This window comes from Spiroplasma endosymbiont of Colias croceus (genome assembly GCF_964020095.1).
Lineage (GTDB): Bacteria > Bacillota_I > Bacilli_A > Mycoplasmatales > VBWQ01 > Spiroplasma_E.
In genome coordinates, this window is sequence record NZ_OZ026536.1 from 1,455,831 (window position 1) to 1,472,902 (window position 17,072).

Below are 17,072 nucleotides of genomic sequence, written 5' to 3' on the forward strand. Positions count from 1 at the left end.
TGTTCTTAATATTGATGCAAATATAAACAAAATTGAGAATTTAGAAGTTAATACTAAAAGTATTCCTGATGGAATGAATGGCGAAATTAATAGATATAATAAAACAGTTAGTATTTTTACACAGTATAAAACTGATGACTTATATTGATATCAAGTGTTTTAAATAATATTATTTAAATAATTACCTAGTTACTGATATTTTTTATTTTTAATATTAGTAACATTTTTTCATATAAGGAAGTTTAAAAATAATTCCTTTATTTAATTGAACTAACTATTTAATTATGCAATAATATTGTATTGTATATAACTCAATTATTATTAAGGAGGCGCACAATGCGTGATGGATTAACTTTAAGATGTGAAGTTTGCAAAGAAGAAAATTATATTGCTGATCGTAATAAAAAAACTAAGCCTGAAAAATTAGAAACAAAAAAACATTGTTCTCGTTGTAATCAACATACACTACATAAAGAAAAGAAATAAGTTTTACTTATTTCTTTTCTTTAATTTGCAGTACAATATACTTAGTTATTAATTAATGATTTATTAAAAGGATTGAATTTAAAATGAAAAATTTAAATAAAAAAGAAATTATTGAAACAATATTAACCAAAAATAAAATAGATGCTATGTTATTTTATTCTCCAGAAAATCGCTTTTGATATAGTGATTTTATTTCAACGTTAGGTTATTTATTGATTAGCAAAAATGATGCAAATTTATTATTAGATGGAAGATATATTACTGAGGGAAAAGAAAATGCCAAAAATGTTAAATGCATTCAATTTAGTAATATTTTTTCTTCATTGAAAGATTTATTAAAATCACAAAAAATTAAAAAAATTGGTTTTGAAGCAGAATATATTACTATTGCTCAACTAGAAAGTTGAAAGCAAGAAATTAAAGATATTCAATTTGTTCCAATTTATGTTAGTTCACTAAGAATGATTAAAGATGAAATCGAAATTGCACGAATTGCAAAAGCTTGTGCTATTGCTGATTTGGCTTTTAATGAAGTTTTAAACTTTATCCGACCTGGTGTTAGTGAAAAAGATGTTGAAGATATAATATTACGTTCATTTGTTAAAAATGGTGCAACAAAAGCATCATTTGATACTATTGTTGCTTCTGGAGAAAGAGGAGCAATGCCTCATGGTAAAGCCAGTAATAAAAAAATTGGCAATAATGAGTTAATTACTTGTGATTTTGGTTGTGTATATGAAGGTTTTTGTTCAGATATGACTAGAACTTTTGCGATTGGTAAAGTTAATCCAAAATTAATTGAAATTCATGAAATAGTTAAGTCAGCACAAATGGCAGGAATTAAGGCTGTAAAGCCGGGTATAGCTATTGGTGAAATTGATAAGATTTGTAGAGAATATATTAAAGAAAAGGGTTATGAACAATATTTTACTCATGGTACTGGTCATGGACTTGGTATTGAAATTCATGAATCACCTTGAGTTATTAAAAATGAATCTACTATTTTAGTTCCGGGAATGGTTATTACTGTTGAACCAGGTATTTATATTCCTAATTTAGGTGGTGTTAGAATTGAAGATGATATTTTAGTTACCAAAGATGGTTATCAAATTTTAACAAAATCATCTCGTGAAATTGATATTTGAAAGGATAAAAAATAAAAATGATTAACGTTAATGATTTTAAACCAGGAATTACTTTTTTACATAATAAAACTGATATTTTAATAGTTATTGAATCAGCACATTCTAAAAGTGGACGTGGACAAGCGCATGTGAAAGTAAAAGCAAAAAATTTAAGAACACAAGCTATTATTAGTATTACTTTTACTGGTGGTGATACAGTTTATCCAGCTATTATTGATAAACGACCAGCAATTTATAGTTATGATGATGGTATGTATTCAGTTTTTATGGATAATGAAGATTATAATGAAATTAGGATTGATCAATCACGCTTATCATGAGAAAAAAATTTTTTAGTTCCTGCTAATGAAGTATCATTAAGGGTTTATAAAAATTTAGAAATATTAGGTATTGATTTACCTCCTTCGGTAGTATTAGCGGTTGTTGATGCTCCACCAGGAGTAAAGGGAAATAGTGTTTCTAATACGACAAAAACAGCTATTTTAGAAACTGGTTTACAATTACAAGTACCAATGTTTATTAATAATGGTGATAAAATTGTAGTAAGTACAGATGAAGGGAAATACAAAACTCGCGCTTAAGAAAGGTGAATATTATGGAAATACTTATTGAAGAAAGTAAAGTTGGAACATTAAAATTATCTTCGTTAGTTATTAAAAAATTTATTTATATGTTATTAATTAATGATAACTATCAATTAACATTAGAAGATGTTGAAGTTCTAATGTTAGAAACAAATGATATTACTGCTATTAATAATAATATTGTTGTGCGAATAAAATTAATTGTTAATCCAAATGAAGATTTAGTAAATTTAAAAAATAAAATTAATAATTTAATTTTAAGACGTACTGAATCAGCTTTAAATTTATTTTTATTAAATATTCATATAATATTTATTGCTCAAACTAAGGAAGTAGAAATCAACAATGCAAGAACAAAAGAAGATAACCCAGCATCATAAAAGAATTGGCATGATGGAAGTATTATATCAATATTTCCTTGAAGGCCAATCACAACAAGCGTTTAAACAATTTCTTTTTGAAGAAGAAGGTAAGAGTTTAATTACTGAACAATGCGAGATATTAAATAAAATAATTGATTATGAATATGATTTAATAGATTTAATCAATAATAATTTAAAACAAGGATGAGATTTTGAAAATTTAAAACCAATTGAACAAGCAATTTTAATTTTAGCAGTGTATGAAATTGTCCATACTAAAACAGATAAAAAAATTATTATTAATGAAGCTATTATTATAACTAAAGCTTATTGTCCAAATGATGCTTATAAATACATTAATGGTGTTTTAGATAAAATAAATAAGTAATTATAACTAGTATATGATTGAATTTAGTTAATAACTATATTTCTAATATAAATATATTATATTATTTTAAAGATAGTTTTTTATTTTATAATCCAATATTTTTGTTCAATATAACTATTTTTTAAAAATTAATAGTTAAAAAATAAAAAAATAAAGTATAATATACTTTAATAAACTTAATATAAGTTTTTACCCATTGTTTTTTTAAAGCAAATGGGTTCTTTTGTTTTTAAAAAGGAGAAGTATATATGCCATTAACTAAAGAAGAATCTTTTTTAATATTAGATAAAGAAATTAAAGAATTAGATGAAAAAATATCTTATATTGATAAAAAAAATACAGAATTAAAATTGAATATTTCATTAATCAAAGAGGAGGAATTTTTTACATTAGATGAAGAAATCAATGAATTAACTGGACAAATATTTGATGAAGAAGATAAAAATATAAAATTAATTGGAGAAATTAAAGTATTAGAAAAAAATATTAAAGTTCTAGAAAAACAAAAAAACCAAAAAAATTGAAAACTAACTTTTTTAAATGTATTTACTTTTGGTATTTTTAAATATTATAAAAATAAAAATATTGATAAGCAAATTAAAGAAATAAAAATTAATAGAGAATGTTTGAAACAAAGGATAAATAATAATAAAAATATTATTAAATTGTTAAAAATTAAAAAATTAAAAATTATTAAAAAAACTAATATTCTTTTAAAAAACTTATTTTTTGTTAACAATCGATTAATTAAAATTAATAAAGAATTTTTTCAACAGTTAGATAATTTAAAAAATCAAATAGCAAAAAAAATAGTAGTTCCTATTAATAATGATTCTTCATTAGAACAAAATTCTTCTGGATATAATAGTGATGATGGCAGTGATATTGAAGTACTTTCTGAATTAGAACAAGAAAATGATAATCTAAAAATATATTCAAAGTCAAGCAGTATCAATTTTGAAAGACAATTATCAGATATACCAGAAGAAGAAATTACAATAACATCTTCAAGTAGCGATAGTACTTTTAATGAAGATGATGATGGCAGTGATATTGAAGTACTTTCTGAATTAGAACAAGAAAATGATAATCTAAAAATATATTCAAAGTCAAGCAGTATCAATTTTGAAAGACAATTATCAGATATACCAGAAGAAGAAATTACAATAACATCTTCAAGTAGCGATAGTACTTTTAATGAAGATGATGATGGCAGTGATATTGAAGTACTTTCTAAATCAGTGGAAGAAGAAGATGCTAAAATATTTGGAAGTTGTTGTTTTAGTCAAAATTTAATAAATAATTTTGCGAAAATTTTTTCTACATTATCTTATATTTTACAACAAAGTATTGAATTTGTCAAGAAAAGTGGACAATTAAAGTAACCTTTTATTAAATTTTATAAAATAGTGTTTGTAAGTGTTAAATTTGTAGATATGAAGTAATTATTTGTTGATTTGGAATGAGCTAATCGATATTCGATTGGACTCATTCCTTTTAATTTTGTTTGAGGTCTATCGTTATTATAAAAGTAAATATATTTGGGTAAATTTTCTTTTATTCATTAGACTTCTTGCAAAACTATGATATTAATCACATTTTTTAAGTTTAAAAATTTATTTTAATAACACTTTTAATATTTTTTAAAAATTATTGTTCAAAATATGTTTTATTTTTTGTCATTAAAATACAACAAAAATTATTATTTCAAATAAAAAAATAAAATATTAAATTATCAAATATATTTAAATTAATAATTGTAAATTATAAATTGAAGCTATTAAATTAAATCTTAATGCAAATTTTTTTCTTCTATTTCGATATTTTTCACTAATAATTTTAAATTTTTTAAGAATCGCAAAAACATGTTCAATAACAACTCTCATTTTTGAAATAGCCTTATTATTTTTCTTTTCTTCTTTAGTTAAAGGGTTTTTCTTTGATTTTCGTTTAGGTAATAAGACATTTTTATGTATGTTTTGTATACCTTGATATCCTAAATCTACTAAAATAGTTGTTTCTGATAAAAATTTCGTTTTTGAATTTTTTAAAATTTTAAAATCATGATTTTTACCATAAGAAAAATAAGAACTTATAATTTTTTACTATCTTTTTCAATTATGACTTGAGTTTTTATTGTATGTTTTTTCTTTTTTCCTGAATAATATTGTTTTTGACTTTTTTTGGGCGTTGAATAGTACTTTCAGTCACATCAATGATAACTGTTTTATCTTTAAATTATTATTTAACAGTGATTTTTGCCCATCAAGTTGTTGAAAATCAGGATGTTTTATTAAAGTATTTTCTATTCACTTGATATTCCTATAGCAACTACTTTCACTAATTCCATAACTTTTAGCAATATGAAAATAAGTTCGATACTCTCTTCAATATTCTAAAGTCATTAATAAACGATTTTCTAATGATAATTTATTAGGTGTACCACCATTTTTAAACTTTTTTACTTCTTCTGTCTTTAAAATTTCTAGAATTTTATTAAAAATAATATCATTTATACCAGTTAATCTTAATAATTCTGGATTGTTAATAGTTTTTAATTTATCAAACATCATAGATTACCTATCTTTTTTATTTTTAATTTTATTTTAAAAATTAAATTTTTAATAGATAGGTTTTGCAAGAAGTCTATTCAATAGTTCTGTTTTTTCTTAGAATTTGATATAGAAATTCTGTTTTCATTGTTCCAAATCAAGATTCAGTAGCACCATTATCACAAGAATTACCTCTTCTAGACATCGAAATTTTTATTTTTAATTCGTCACATAAGGTTTTATAAGAAGGATTTGTATAATGAAATCCTTGGTCTGATTGTAAAATTCATGAAGTAGGTTTTTGAGCATTAACTCAAGCTTGAATAATGTTTTGGACAACAAATGTCATATCTAAACTTGCGCTTATTTTATAATCTAATATTTCATTATTATGAAAATCTTTAACAATTGATAAATAATATGTTTTACCATTAGTCAATAAATAAGTTATATCAGTACCTAATTTTTGATTTAAATCAGTAGTTGAAAAATCACGATTTAATAAATTATCATATCTTAAACTTCCTGATTTAGTTTTATAATCAAATTTCTTTATGCGAACCTTAGCTTTTAAACCCATATTTCTCATATATCTATATACAACATGAAATTTTAATTTTAAATTATAAATTTTGTTAATTAATAAAGTTATCATTTTATAACCATAAATTTCTTTAAATTCATAAAAAATATTTTTAATTATATTAGCTAAAAATTTATCTCATTTATTAAATTCATTCATTCCGTTTTTAATTCATTTGTAATATCCTGATTTTGAAACCTTTAAAAATCAACATAAATAACTAATCTGATATTTTTTCTTCAAGGAGAAAATCAGAAAATATTTCTTCTTTTTTGTCGATTTTTCTAAATACTTTTTTATATCGTTCATTACCTCAATATATTAGACTTCTTGCAAAACCTATCTATTAAAAATTTAATTTTTAAAATAAAATTAAAAATAAAAAAGATAGGTAATCTATGATGTTTGATAAATTAAAAACTATTAACAATCCAGAATTATTAAGATTAACTGGTATAAATGATATTATTTTTAATAAAATTCTAGAAATTTTAAAGACAGAAGAAGTAAAAAAGTTTAAAAATGGTGGTACACCTAATAAATTATCATTAGAAAATCGTTTATTAATGACTTTAGAATATTGAAGAGAGTATCGAACTTATTTTCATATTGCTAAAAGTTATGGAATTAGTGAAAGTAGTTGCTATAGGAATATCAAGTGAATAGAAAATACTTTAATAAAACATCCTGATTTTCAACAACTTGATGGGCAAAAATCACTGTTAAATAATAATTTTAAAGATAAAACAGTTATCATTGATGTGACTGAAAGTACTATTCAACGCCCAAAAAAAGTCAAAAACAATATTATTCAGGAAAAAAGAAAAAACATACAATAAAAACTCAAGTCATAATTGAAAAAGATAGTAAAAAAATTATAAGTTCTTATTTTTCTTATGGTAAAAATCATGATTTTAAAATTTTAAAAAATTCAAAAACGAAATTTTTATCAGAAACAACTATTTTAGTAGATTTAGGATATCAAGGTATACAAAACATACATAAAAATGTCTTATTACCTAAACGAAAATCAAAGAAAAACCCTTTAACTAAAGAAGAAAAGAAAAATAATAAGGCTATTTCAAAAATGAGAGTTGTTATTGAACATGTTTTTGCGATTCTTAAAAAATTTAAAATTATTAGTGAAAAATATCGAAATAGAAGAAAAAAATTTGCATTAAGATTTAATTTAATAGCTTCAATTTATAATTTACAATTATTAATTTAAATATATTTGATAATTTAATATTTTATTTTTTTATTTGAAATAATAATTTTTGTTGTATTTTAATGACAAAAAATAAAACATATTTTGAACAATAATTTTTAAAAAATATTAAAAGTGTTATTAAAATAAATTTTTAAACTTAAAAAATGTGATTAATATCATAGTTTTGCAAGAAGTCTATTGAATTAATTCTTGTTTTGTCATTTCATTAAAATTTAAAGATTTGGTTCGACCTGTTCTTTTGGTTTTTTTAGGACGAATTCCATTGCCATATTCTAAACCTTCTTCACCTAATAATTTGTATGCTTTAATTCATTCTTTTATTGATGATCGGCCAATACCATATTCTAATGCAGTTTTATCAATCGTTTTAATTTTACTTATTTTTATTATTTTTAACTTTTCTTCTTTTGATAGTCATTTAGCCATAAAAAAAATTAACACCTTCCTTAAAGTATTTTTAACACAAAGGTTACAATTCTGTGTCTACTTTATTCTAGATGTTCAGTTTGATTAGGTTGAGAATTAGGTTCTATTTGAACTGGTGATTGACCATTAAAACGAAATACATTTAGAAGATAAAAAAGTTTTATCTTTTAGTAATGAAGGATGATATGTTTATCTTGCAACTAATAATAGATTTAAAGATATTGCAATTGAAATACAAGATGCACCAAAAAATGATAGTTTACAACAATTATTATTAAACATGTTAAGTTATACATATAATTACAATAGAAATTTTGAAGGTGCAGAATATGATGAAAAAACAGGAAAACCTAAAAATAAAATAGGAGAATTACGTGATACATTTTCGGGGCAAAAACCTGACGAAATAATTACTAATTTATTTAAACAATGAGAGTTAGATTATCCAAATTATATAAATTTGCAACAAGTTAAAATATTTAAACAAGTATTTATTATGTTATCAAAATATATTTATTCAACTTTATCAATAAATAAAGGTTTGAATGATGATAATAAAATATTATTACCTTATTATTTTGAACTAAAATCAAGTCGAATAAAACCCAGTAAAAATGATATTTGACAATTTAAAGATATAAAAGTTATATTAAAATCTGAATATTTTGATTTTTCAGATAAGAATAATATTAAATTAAAAAATAATGATATTAGTCAAAATGAATTATTTAAACTTGATGATAATCAATTTAATTGATTATCTATTACAAATGAATTAGAAAGTAATAATATTCCATCATTAGTTCCTGCTGATTGAACACTAGCAAATGGAGAATATGGTAAATATTTTACACGATTAATTATTAATAAAAATAAACTTGAGAATACTTTAAACTTATATGGTTCAAATAAATCTCAATTATTTTCTAAATTAGAATTTTATGAAGAAATATTACAAATTGATAACAATAATGAATTTGATTTACAAATTAAAAAAGCAATTAATAATTTAAATCGTATTGAAATTAGTGGAATATTTGGTGCTGGTAATTATGATTTAATTTTAATAACTGATAAGCAAGAAATAAATTTAAAAAATATTAATCTATTTGATAAATATAACGAAAATATTTCTTATATAAATATTGAACTTTAATTATCAAAAATATCCATCAGGATAATTACCATCTCATGATATATCTATTCTTTCAAGAGTATTTCCACTATTATAAAATTCTGTTTTTTCAGGAGTATCAGAAAAATAAATTTTAAATTCATTTTTTATATCGACTGAAATACCATGAATATCAGACATTCATATTTTTTGAACACCTCATTCAACTTGTTTATGTGGAGTTAAAAAATATTTAACTCCACTAACATTATGGGTAAGCACCCCCCATGATTAATCCTATTGTTCCAGTTGTAGCACCAGTTAGTGCTAATGCTAATGTTATTTTACTTAAATTTGTTTTTATTCATGTTTTCATATTAAATTACTCCTTTTTTCCTTTATTTTACTTTAAAATTGTACTATTTTTGATTATTTTTACAAGTATGCTTTTAAATGAAAAATAACGCCTAAATGCAAGGCGTTTATTTTGTGAGACCAATAATATTAATGATATTCAACTTGTTTATTATATAGCAAATGTGAAGATGCTTTTTTTCACACTAGCATTATTTTTACGCCTAATTACATTTTTATATGGATACAAGGCATAAAACAACGCATCATAAGGGTCTTGATACATATTTTTGTCTGGAATGTTAGTTTTTGTTTCATCATAACATAACTCTTCTAAACATTGAGTAGTTTTTGGTAAATCATCTTTATTAGCATAAAAGTTTCCATAACTCATAATATTTCTCATTCATACTACTCTATTAGTTAATCCTGCTTCTTGATTTAGATTTGAAGCATGTTTAATTGCAGTTTGTGTTATTAAAATAGTATTATGTTCATCTATTAATTTTTGATTTAATCAATCAATGGCTGTTCTTGCTTTATCATCATAAAAATAAATTGCTTGTTCAAAATTTTCAAAATTATCCATTAATCCTAAAATTTCATTTACATAAACATTAATTTTTTCATTTTCATTTATAAAGTCATTAGGTGTAACTACTAATTCACAAATAATATAAGCATCATAATATCCAGTATTATTATATTCTTTAAACCCAACTACCATAAATACAGTATGGTCTTTTGGTCCCGTAGCTCAATCAATACCAACACTATAAAAATCAAATTTATACATATCTTTTTCTTGATTATAAAATTGTTTTAAATCATATGATTGTCAATATTTTACTACTTTTTGAAATGGAAAAATTGTTGCATCACTATCTAAAAATTCAAAACCATAAAAAACAGTATTAAATTCATCCGGATTACTTTTTTTCATTTCTAATAATGTTCTTTTTTGAATATCTGGTAATTTTTTTCAAAATGGTTGAATAGTAAATCTTAAAATAAATAAACCTAAACCACTAAATATATCTTTATTTTCGTAATAAAGTTTGCCAACTTTTTTAAGATTTTCCATGACTTCATCATTTAATGGTAAAAATGCCGTACAGTATTTTAAATAAAATGGATGATATTTATCATAAGAATTGCATGTAAACGTAATGGGGCGTTGGAAATATTCTTTTGATAACGGATAAGTGTTAATAAAATGATTAACACCAATTAAACAGATTTTAAATTCAGTTATATAACTGAATTTTTTATATTCAAAAGGAGTGCTAAAGATAAACACAATTTCATATCAAAAATATTAACAATTATTTATATATCTTTTATTTTAAATTTCAAAGGAGTATTCAAAAATGTTCAAAGTACAATTAATTAAAATGAGTGACAAAGTTATTAATGATAAAAATAATAATCAAGACATAAAATTTGTAGTTTTAAAATTATTAGAAATTGACAAAAAAACTGGTGTACCAACTGGTGAAATGCAAGATAAATATTTAAGAGATGGTAGTGAATTATTAAATAAAGTTAATTTTGAGTTTGCTTCTTATTATGAAGTTGACCTTTCTTTTTCTGGAAAAATTATTGACATTAGAGAACTAGATAAAAAAGAAAAAAATAACTAACGCGGACATTTATGTCGCGTTATAGCGACGAAGTCGCTATTACTTGATTAAATATCACATCTCGATTAAATATCACATCTCGACAAAAATAAAAAAAGATAGGTGTATGAATAATGTTACATGCTGAAAGTTATTATGTAAAAAGTGTTTTTTATGGTAATTATGTTAAAGAAATATTTTTACCTTTATCAATGATTAATTTTAATAAACGTAATATTTGCGGTATTAAAAACACTGGTAAAAATGAAAAGAAATTAACACATAATAATATTAGAGCAAAAAGTAATTTTATTCGTAAAATTTATCATAATTTTGCAGATTGTAAAAAGTTAAGTTTTTTAACTTTAACTTATCAAATTAATGAAAATAATGTTAAAAAATGTAAAAAAGATTTAGCAAAATTTTTTAGAAATATCAAATCTTGATTATTAACTAATAAAAATAAGAGTTTAAAGTATGTTTATACTTATGAATATCAAGACCGTGGTGCAGTACACTTTCATATTTTAATGAATACACAAATACCTAATAAAATAATTCTTAAAAATTAAACTCATGGTATTAATAAAAATTTAAAAGTTCGTAAAGGTACTAATGAATTTGTTGCTAAATATTTAGGAAAGTATATTACAAAATCATTAGATAACATGAAGTCTTTAAATCAATATGACTTAAATTTAAAATCTTATCAATTTTCTTATAACTGCTCAAATCCACGTATTGAAAAATCAATATCTTACTTAACTATTAACCAATTGATTAACAAATCTGCTAATGCTGATTTTATTAAATTTATGAAAAAACAAATTATTAATTCATCTAAAACTATATTAGTTGGTGCAACTTATGATTATAAAATAACAAATTATGAAAAAACAACAACACGATTATTACACTAAGGAGTTCTAGAAATGACTTTTACTAAAAAATCTAAATGAAAAAGAATGTCTTTAAAACAACAACATAAAAAACGTGTGAAAAGATATTTAAGGAATAAATACTAATGACTAATTTATTATGCAACTGTGTAAAGTTAAATTCAACAGAAGTTATAGTTGTCACAATATCAATAATTTTATTAGTATCAACAATTATTGTTTTATCAATTTTGAAATATAAAAATTGAAAATTAAAAAAGCAAGGAGTGAAAAAATAATATGCATGTGTTAGGAATAATTATTTCAGTAATCATTGTTAGTGGAATGCTAATTTCATTAGGATTAGTAATTTATAAAAACATTTTAAAAATTAAAAAACAAAAATTAGAAATTAAAGAAAAAGAAAATAAGAAAGGGGGTGATAAATAATGTTAACAAACTTAATCAATGCTGTAACTCCTAGTGGTGCCTTAGATAGTATTTGACATGGTCTAGGTTCAGCAATGGTAAAAATTAAAGAAGGTATTTACTCAATTTTACCCGAAATTATGTTATTCCTTGGTGACTTTTGAATCATTTTAATCCCATTCGCAGCGTTCTTCATAATCAAAATATTAAACACATTTAGACATTTAATAAAGGGATTTTAATTAAAATCCCTTTCCAAAATAATGATGTTAGAAAAAACTTATAAATTACGCTGTAAATGTTGTTGTCAATATCAAATTATTACTTATAAAGAATATGTAATAAATAAAAAAATTTGTTATCAATGTAGAAATAAAAGGAGTTGAGATTATGGATAAAACACAATCATTATATGATTACTGAGTACAATTTATATCTATTATTTTAGGTTCAAATTCACCACCTATTTTATATGCGTTTTCTTTTGTTTTATTTATCATTTTATTTTTTGGTTCTTTTTTTGGAATTATTAAATTGATTTTAAGGGTATTTCACTAATGAAGTGATATGATGAATTAATTACTTTTTTAATTCAAAGTTTTACTTTTATACCTAAAATAAAATTGGAAAATGTATTATCAACAACATTAACTAATAGTGATTATTATGTTTGTTGTATTGGTATTTGAATTGTTCTTATTGTTGTAATTTGATTTACATTATGAATGTGTTTTAAAGTAAGGAGTTGATTTTAATGTGAAATGGTTTTTGAAAAAATTTAAGATTAATTTTAATAAATTTTGCTTATATTAATAGTTCTTTAACTTTTTTTAACTTTTTTTACTTTATTATCTTTTTCTTTTCTTATGTTTGAACTGGTGGTTTTTTAGTTTATGTATGATTAATATTAGAAGTTGCCTATTTTATATTTTGATTATGAAAAAATATTTTTTATCAATTAAATAATTTTCGTTTAAGAAACTTTATATTAGATAGTCCTATTTCTATGATTATTGGTAAATTAGGAACTGGTAAAACTTTACTATTAACTTATCTTAATGAAATTATGCAAACTAAATCATCACATGTTTATACTAATTATCCAATTAATGATAAAAATACTAAAATTATTACTTTTAAACATTTTGATTTTAACGATAAAACCAAATTAATACCACCTAATAACTCATTTATTGGTTTTGATGAAAGTTTTTTGTATATGGACGGAACTGACCCTAAAACAACTAAATTAATACATAATGGTAAAATTCCCTATATTCTTTTAGCAAGACATTTCAATAACAATTTATGTATAACTGCTCAAAGACCTAATATGGTTTGAAATAACATAAGAGAGTTAGCAACATGCACTATTATTCCATTATCATTGAAAAAACCACCAAATGGTAAAACATTAATTCCTAAATTTTTTATTATGGAATTAGGCGTATTTCAAGATATGGATATGTATGAAATTTGAAAAAATAAAAGTATGGAACGTGTGTCTGACGGTAAAAAATCAAAACGTAAAAGTGATATGGGATTAGGTGTTAAATTTTTTAAATAAATTATTCCTATGTCGATTGCTAAAAAATATGATAGTTGTTGATTAAATTTTGTTAGAGAATTAAAAAATGACAAAATCAAAGACCAAAAAGAATATTACTGAAATGATATTGAACATTTAACAGACCAAGAAAAATTAAAATTATTTGATATTGATATTCTTAAAAAGAATTTAGGGGGTAATTAGTATGAATTATTTAACAAGTAATAGTGAAAAGTGAGACAAGATGTTTGCTTGAATATACGACAATTTTATGTTTTTAATGGATTTAATTTGAAATACAAAATTACCTTTAACAGATATTTCCATTGGTTATTGACTATTATTTTGAATGATAGTGCGTTTATCAATTTATGCTGTAAATGGTACTGGTACACAATATAATAGTATGGCAAGTGAATTACATAATAATACTTCAAATGCTTATTCAAAAATTGCAAAATATACACCTGGTACTCAATCATCTAAAAAAAGACAATTAAGTAAACATAATATAAAAGAAAATCATAGAAATATAAAAAATACAAAATTTAATAGAAAAAATAAAATTAAAAATAATAAAAGTAAATTTGGTGGTACAAGGAGTGATAAGTAATGGTTAAATTAGTTTTATTAGTTTCAGCAGTAACAATTTTTGGTGTTGGTTTTATTACAATGATATTGAACCAAATGTCAACAGCAAGTCATATTATTTTAGATATGTATCATTCTAGTGATTTATTAGTGCATTGAGTATCTAAAATAGCAATTATCTTTTCACATCCTTTTATGCTTGCATTATCTAGTATTTATATTATTTATTTTATTATTAGCAAAACAATTTATTCATAAAAAATAACCTAAAAATAGGTTATCTAATTACAGTAGCAAGGGTTAATTACAAAATTTAATTAAATATCTTTATAAAAATTTTATTTGAAAGAATTATTAAAAATAATATTCCACTTAAAATTATTAAAATTTGATATTCATAATCAATTGAATTTCATATTTTAGAAATTAATATGGTAATTAATTCAATTCTAAATGTGCTTATTCAATGTTGTATAAATTCACATAAGGTTAATAATTCAGCAATTGCAAATCACATACCAGTTACACCAGCATTTATCATTGTTCTGCCAATTAAACCTAACATGAAAATAGTTATAGGAAATGCTATTACTTCTATAATTGCTTTAATAATTTTTGTTGCTATGTTACCCCCTTTCTTTTAATATTTTTAACCTTTGCTACTTTAATTATTTTAACTCTTTTGAAAGGAGTTGTTTATGAGAAAAATTTATAATTTAATAATAGTAATGTTTTGTACTTTTTTTAGTACATTTCAAATACCACAAATACAAACAGTAGTTAGTAGTGATTTTATAAAATCAAATAATTTAAAAGCAAACAGTGGTATAAATGAAGAAGATTTTATTAATACTATGTTTTTAAAAAGTTCTTTTTTTGAAAATTGGTCAGACACTAATTATTTTATTAATCCAACTTTAAAAAATTCAAAACCTTTGACTTATAATCAAAATTGATATATGGATTATATTAAAGATAGTTTTAGTACTGGTATTTCTGTCAATAGACCTAGTGATAAATTTATGAATTTATATAAAAACTATGTAAATATTATTGATAAATATTTTGGTAATGTTATTTATAATAGTAGTTCATATACCGGTGAATATTTGTATAGTCATTTGAAAGAACCATCATATAATAAATCATTATTTTTAGATATTATTGTTAGTGGTATGACTATGAAACTAGAATTTTATCCTAATGGTGTTTTTGATGAATTTCAAGGTTGAAATAATACACAGTTACATAATTTCGCTAATACTGTTGATACACAATTAAATAATTTTACTTATTATCCTGCTCGCTTACCATTTAAAGACTATTCTGCTACTAATAATTATGTTGGTAATAATTATTTGGCTTCGGAAATGCGTGATGGTGGAAAACTTGTTGCTGAAAAAAATAATATTCAACAGAGTGCTATTAATTTTTTAAATGATTATAGTGATGTTATTATTCAAGAATTAATGCGTGTACAAAATGGTGGTAGTCCCAATTATGAGAATATTGATACAAATGGAACTGAAAAAATTATTTTTTCTTTTGAAGTTGTTAATGATAATGATGAGAAATATAATATTTTAAAAGAAAATTACCAAATGACTTTAACAATAAATGACCAAAAAATTATTCGTGCTGGTACTTTGCATTTTTTAAATAAAAAAGGAAATAATTATCAAGCAGATAGATTAAATTTTACTTTTAATTTTGTTCAAAATGACCAAAATAAATATGTAACACAAATTGAAACATTTAGTTATGATGGTCATGGCACGAAAACTACTTATGAAAATATTACTGGTAATTTGAATTTACAAGAATTTTTAACACAATTTTTTAGTAATGCTTTAATTCCTATTTTTCAAAATCGTAGTAAATTTATTGAAAGTGGTTATTTAGATAATTTAACTTATGATAGTGTTTTAATTAACTTTTTTGGTTTAAAAGATATTCAATTTCAAAATTTGCTAACTGATAATAACAATAAACCTATTACTGAATGAAATAATTTAATTAAAAATATTTTAGTAATTTCAAAAGGTTTTTATCGTGATTATATTAGAGCAATTTTTGATATGGATAATAATACTTATGTTCAAGGTTATAATCATGAATATGGATTATTATGTAATAATGGTTTTAAAATTTATCCACAATATTTTTATTACAGTGATAAATATAAAAATTTAAAAGTAAGTTTATATAGTGCTTATCAAAATAGATTTTATAAAACAAAATATGGATATAATTTTAATTATGATTATTCAGTATCAAAAGACTTTAATACAACTGATAAGGATAAATATATTTTTTATAAATCTGATGAAATTGATTTAAAACTAAAATATCTTTTTAAGTTTCAAAAATTAGATAGTCGAACTGTTGGTTATAATGTATTTACTTTATCAGCACAACCCGATGGCAATATGTATCGCTATTTTGATTTTAATTTTGGTATTTATAATTGACAAGAAATAACAAAAGATGGTTTATATCCCGATGGTCAATGATGAAATCAAGGTTATGAAAGTTGTGCTTGATATGATTTATTTTGTCACCTTAAAAACGGTGCCATTTGAATTGTAAATACGATACCCGGTGTAAAACAAGCAAATGAATTAGCATTTGGTGTTGGTGCAATTTTGAAAGATACAGTTAATTTCTTTAATCAGTTATTTGATGTATGAAAATTTAGTCCAGCACTCTATAACACAGTAACAAATTTATTTGTAATGATAGTTTTTATGAAATTAGTAAGATTGATATAAAAATAAA

26 protein-coding genes and 1 pseudogene are annotated in these 17,072 nt (G+C 22.2%); 20 read left to right on the top strand and 7 right to left on the bottom strand.

The window, feature by feature from the left end; all coding sequences use genetic code 4:
• Positions 1 to 336 precede the first annotated feature (336 nt).
• The 6 genes from rpmG to AACL24_RS09120 all read left to right on the top strand — a co-directional run bounded on the left by rpmG (position 337) and on the right by AACL24_RS09120 (position 4,350).
• A complete protein-coding gene (rpmG, locus tag AACL24_RS09095; protein ID WP_174481164.1) occupies positions 337 to 486 on the top strand; it encodes a 50S ribosomal protein L33 in 150 nt (49 codons plus the stop codon).
• An 83-nt stretch (positions 487 to 569) separates the two neighbouring features.
• The gene (locus tag AACL24_RS09100) at positions 570 to 1,646 is read left to right on the top strand and encodes an aminopeptidase P family protein (protein WP_339046314.1); all 1,077 of its coding nucleotides are present in this window, start codon (positions 570 to 572) and stop codon (positions 1,644 to 1,646) included.
• Positions 1,647 to 1,648: 2 nt separating this feature from the next.
• Positions 1,649 to 2,212 (top strand): elongation factor P, encoded by a 564-nt coding sequence (gene efp / locus AACL24_RS09105; RefSeq protein ID WP_339046316.1) that lies wholly within the window; start codon positions 1,649 to 1,651, stop codon positions 2,210 to 2,212.
• Between the two features lie 14 nt (positions 2,213 to 2,226).
• On the top strand, positions 2,227 to 2,595 hold the full coding sequence (locus AACL24_RS09110) for a hypothetical protein (protein ID WP_252320429.1): 369 nt from the start codon (positions 2,227 to 2,229) through the stop codon (positions 2,593 to 2,595).
• Positions 2,561 to 2,965 (top strand): transcription antitermination factor NusB, encoded by a 405-nt coding sequence (gene nusB / locus AACL24_RS09115; protein WP_339046318.1) that lies wholly within the window; start codon positions 2,561 to 2,563, stop codon positions 2,963 to 2,965. Before AACL24_RS09110 ends, nusB begins: the two co-directional genes overlap by 35 nt.
• Positions 2,966 to 3,213: 248 nt before the next feature.
• On the top strand, positions 3,214 to 4,350 hold the full coding sequence (locus AACL24_RS09120; protein WP_339046320.1) for a hypothetical protein: 1,137 nt from the start codon (positions 3,214 to 3,216) through the stop codon (positions 4,348 to 4,350).
• 14 nt (positions 4,351 to 4,364) lie between these two features.
• Here AACL24_RS09120 and AACL24_RS15575 read toward each other — a convergent pair whose 3' ends face one another.
• The 3 genes and pseudogenes from AACL24_RS15575 to AACL24_RS09130 form a co-directional block, all read right to left on the bottom strand.
• On the bottom strand, positions 4,365 to 4,526 hold the full coding sequence (locus AACL24_RS15575) for an IS3 family transposase (RefSeq protein ID WP_422398091.1): 162 nt from the start codon (positions 4,524 to 4,526) through the stop codon (positions 4,365 to 4,367).
• Between the two features lie 184 nt (positions 4,527 to 4,710).
• Positions 4,711 to 5,538: pseudogene (locus tag AACL24_RS09125) on the bottom strand (IS5 family transposase).
• Positions 5,539 to 5,611: 73 nt separating this feature from the next.
• On the bottom strand, positions 5,612 to 6,409 hold the full coding sequence (locus AACL24_RS09130) for an IS3 family transposase (protein WP_339046322.1): 798 nt from the start codon (positions 6,407 to 6,409) through the stop codon (positions 5,612 to 5,614).
• 89 nt (positions 6,410 to 6,498) lie between these two features.
• Between AACL24_RS09130 and AACL24_RS09135 the strand changes: the two genes are divergently transcribed.
• Positions 6,499 to 7,328, top strand: a protein-coding gene (locus AACL24_RS09135) for an IS5 family transposase (RefSeq protein ID WP_339045885.1) whose coding sequence is annotated in 2 segments (ribosomal slippage) — positions 6,499 to 6,895 and positions 6,895 to 7,328 — 831 coding nt in all. Because the reading frame shifts where the segments join, the coding sequence is not laid out codon by codon here.
• Positions 7,329 to 7,505: 177 nt separating this feature from the next.
• Here the strand turns inward: AACL24_RS09135 and AACL24_RS09140 are convergent.
• On the bottom strand, positions 7,506 to 7,757 hold the full coding sequence (locus AACL24_RS09140; RefSeq protein WP_339046324.1) for a helix-turn-helix domain-containing protein: 252 nt from the start codon (positions 7,755 to 7,757) through the stop codon (positions 7,506 to 7,508).
• Positions 7,758 to 8,037: 280 nt separating this feature from the next.
• On the opposite strand from AACL24_RS09140, the gene AACL24_RS09145 reads away from it, so the two are divergent.
• Positions 8,038 to 8,913, top strand: coding sequence for a hypothetical protein (locus tag AACL24_RS09145; protein WP_339046326.1), 876 nt, complete (start codon positions 8,038 to 8,040; stop codon positions 8,911 to 8,913).
• Here the strand turns inward: AACL24_RS09145 and AACL24_RS09150 are convergent, their stop codons facing one another.
• On the bottom strand, positions 8,914 to 9,153 hold the full coding sequence (locus AACL24_RS09150; protein WP_339046328.1) for a hypothetical protein: 240 nt from the start codon (positions 9,151 to 9,153) through the stop codon (positions 8,914 to 8,916). It lies immediately after the preceding gene.
• 244 nt (positions 9,154 to 9,397) lie between these two features.
• A complete protein-coding gene (locus tag AACL24_RS09155) occupies positions 9,398 to 10,525 on the bottom strand; it encodes a hypothetical protein (protein WP_339046330.1) in 1,128 nt (375 codons plus the stop codon).
• A gap of 70 nt (positions 10,526 to 10,595) precedes the next feature.
• On the opposite strand from AACL24_RS09155, the gene AACL24_RS09160 reads away from it, so the two are divergent.
• The 11 genes from AACL24_RS09160 to AACL24_RS09210 all read left to right on the top strand — a co-directional run bounded on the left by AACL24_RS09160 (position 10,596) and on the right by AACL24_RS09210 (position 14,552).
• Positions 10,596 to 10,868: a hypothetical protein gene (locus AACL24_RS09160; RefSeq protein WP_339046332.1), complete on the top strand. Its 273-nt coding sequence runs from the start codon at positions 10,596 to 10,598 to the stop codon at positions 10,866 to 10,868.
• Positions 10,869 to 10,981: 113 nt separating this feature from the next.
• On the top strand, positions 10,982 to 11,419 hold the full coding sequence (locus AACL24_RS09165) for a rolling circle replication-associated protein (RefSeq protein WP_339046334.1): 438 nt from the start codon (positions 10,982 to 10,984) through the stop codon (positions 11,417 to 11,419).
• A gap of 96 nt (positions 11,420 to 11,515) precedes the next feature.
• Complete coding sequence (locus AACL24_RS09170; RefSeq protein WP_339046336.1) at positions 11,516 to 11,767, top strand: hypothetical protein; 252 nt, start codon at positions 11,516 to 11,518, stop codon at positions 11,765 to 11,767.
• A 104-nt stretch (positions 11,768 to 11,871) separates the two neighbouring features.
• Complete coding sequence (locus tag AACL24_RS09175; RefSeq protein ID WP_339046338.1) at positions 11,872 to 12,024, top strand: hypothetical protein; 153 nt, start codon at positions 11,872 to 11,874, stop codon at positions 12,022 to 12,024.
• A 1-nt stretch (position 12,025) separates the two neighbouring features.
• Positions 12,026 to 12,175 (top strand): hypothetical protein, encoded by a 150-nt coding sequence (locus AACL24_RS09180; RefSeq protein ID WP_339046340.1) that lies wholly within the window; start codon positions 12,026 to 12,028, stop codon positions 12,173 to 12,175.
• On the top strand, positions 12,175 to 12,396 hold the full coding sequence (locus AACL24_RS09185; protein WP_339046342.1) for a hypothetical protein: 222 nt from the start codon (positions 12,175 to 12,177) through the stop codon (positions 12,394 to 12,396). The genes AACL24_RS09180 and AACL24_RS09185 overlap by 1 nt, the downstream gene beginning before the upstream one ends.
• Positions 12,397 to 12,417: 21 nt before the next feature.
• A complete protein-coding gene (locus AACL24_RS09190; RefSeq protein ID WP_339046344.1) occupies positions 12,418 to 12,552 on the top strand; it encodes a hypothetical protein in 135 nt (44 codons plus the stop codon).
• 608 nt (positions 12,553 to 13,160) lie between these two features.
• Positions 13,161 to 13,721, top strand: a complete 561-nt coding sequence (locus tag AACL24_RS09195) for a hypothetical protein (RefSeq protein ID WP_339046346.1) — start codon at positions 13,161 to 13,163, stop codon at positions 13,719 to 13,721.
• A gap of 9 nt (positions 13,722 to 13,730) precedes the next feature.
• Positions 13,731 to 13,907, top strand: coding sequence for a hypothetical protein (locus AACL24_RS09200; RefSeq protein WP_339046348.1), 177 nt, complete (start codon positions 13,731 to 13,733; stop codon positions 13,905 to 13,907).
• A 145-nt stretch (positions 13,908 to 14,052) separates the two neighbouring features.
• Entirely contained in the window at positions 14,053 to 14,316 is a 264-nt protein-coding gene (locus AACL24_RS09205; protein WP_339046350.1) for a hypothetical protein, read from the top strand.
• Positions 14,316 to 14,552: a hypothetical protein gene (locus AACL24_RS09210; protein ID WP_339046352.1), complete on the top strand. Its 237-nt coding sequence runs from the start codon at positions 14,316 to 14,318 to the stop codon at positions 14,550 to 14,552. The genes AACL24_RS09205 and AACL24_RS09210 overlap by 1 nt, the downstream gene beginning before the upstream one ends.
• 55 nt (positions 14,553 to 14,607) lie before the next feature.
• Here the strand turns inward: AACL24_RS09210 and AACL24_RS09215 are convergent, their stop codons facing one another.
• Complete coding sequence (locus AACL24_RS09215) at positions 14,608 to 14,835, bottom strand: hypothetical protein (protein ID WP_339046354.1); 228 nt, start codon at positions 14,833 to 14,835, stop codon at positions 14,608 to 14,610.
• Positions 14,836 to 14,992: 157 nt separating this feature from the next.
• Here AACL24_RS09215 and AACL24_RS09220 point away from each other — a divergent pair, with 157 nt between their 5' ends.
• On the top strand, positions 14,993 to 17,065 hold the full coding sequence (locus tag AACL24_RS09220) for a spiroplasma phage ORF1-like family protein (protein ID WP_339046356.1): 2,073 nt from the start codon (positions 14,993 to 14,995) through the stop codon (positions 17,063 to 17,065).
• Positions 17,066 to 17,072: the final 7 nt, after the last annotated feature.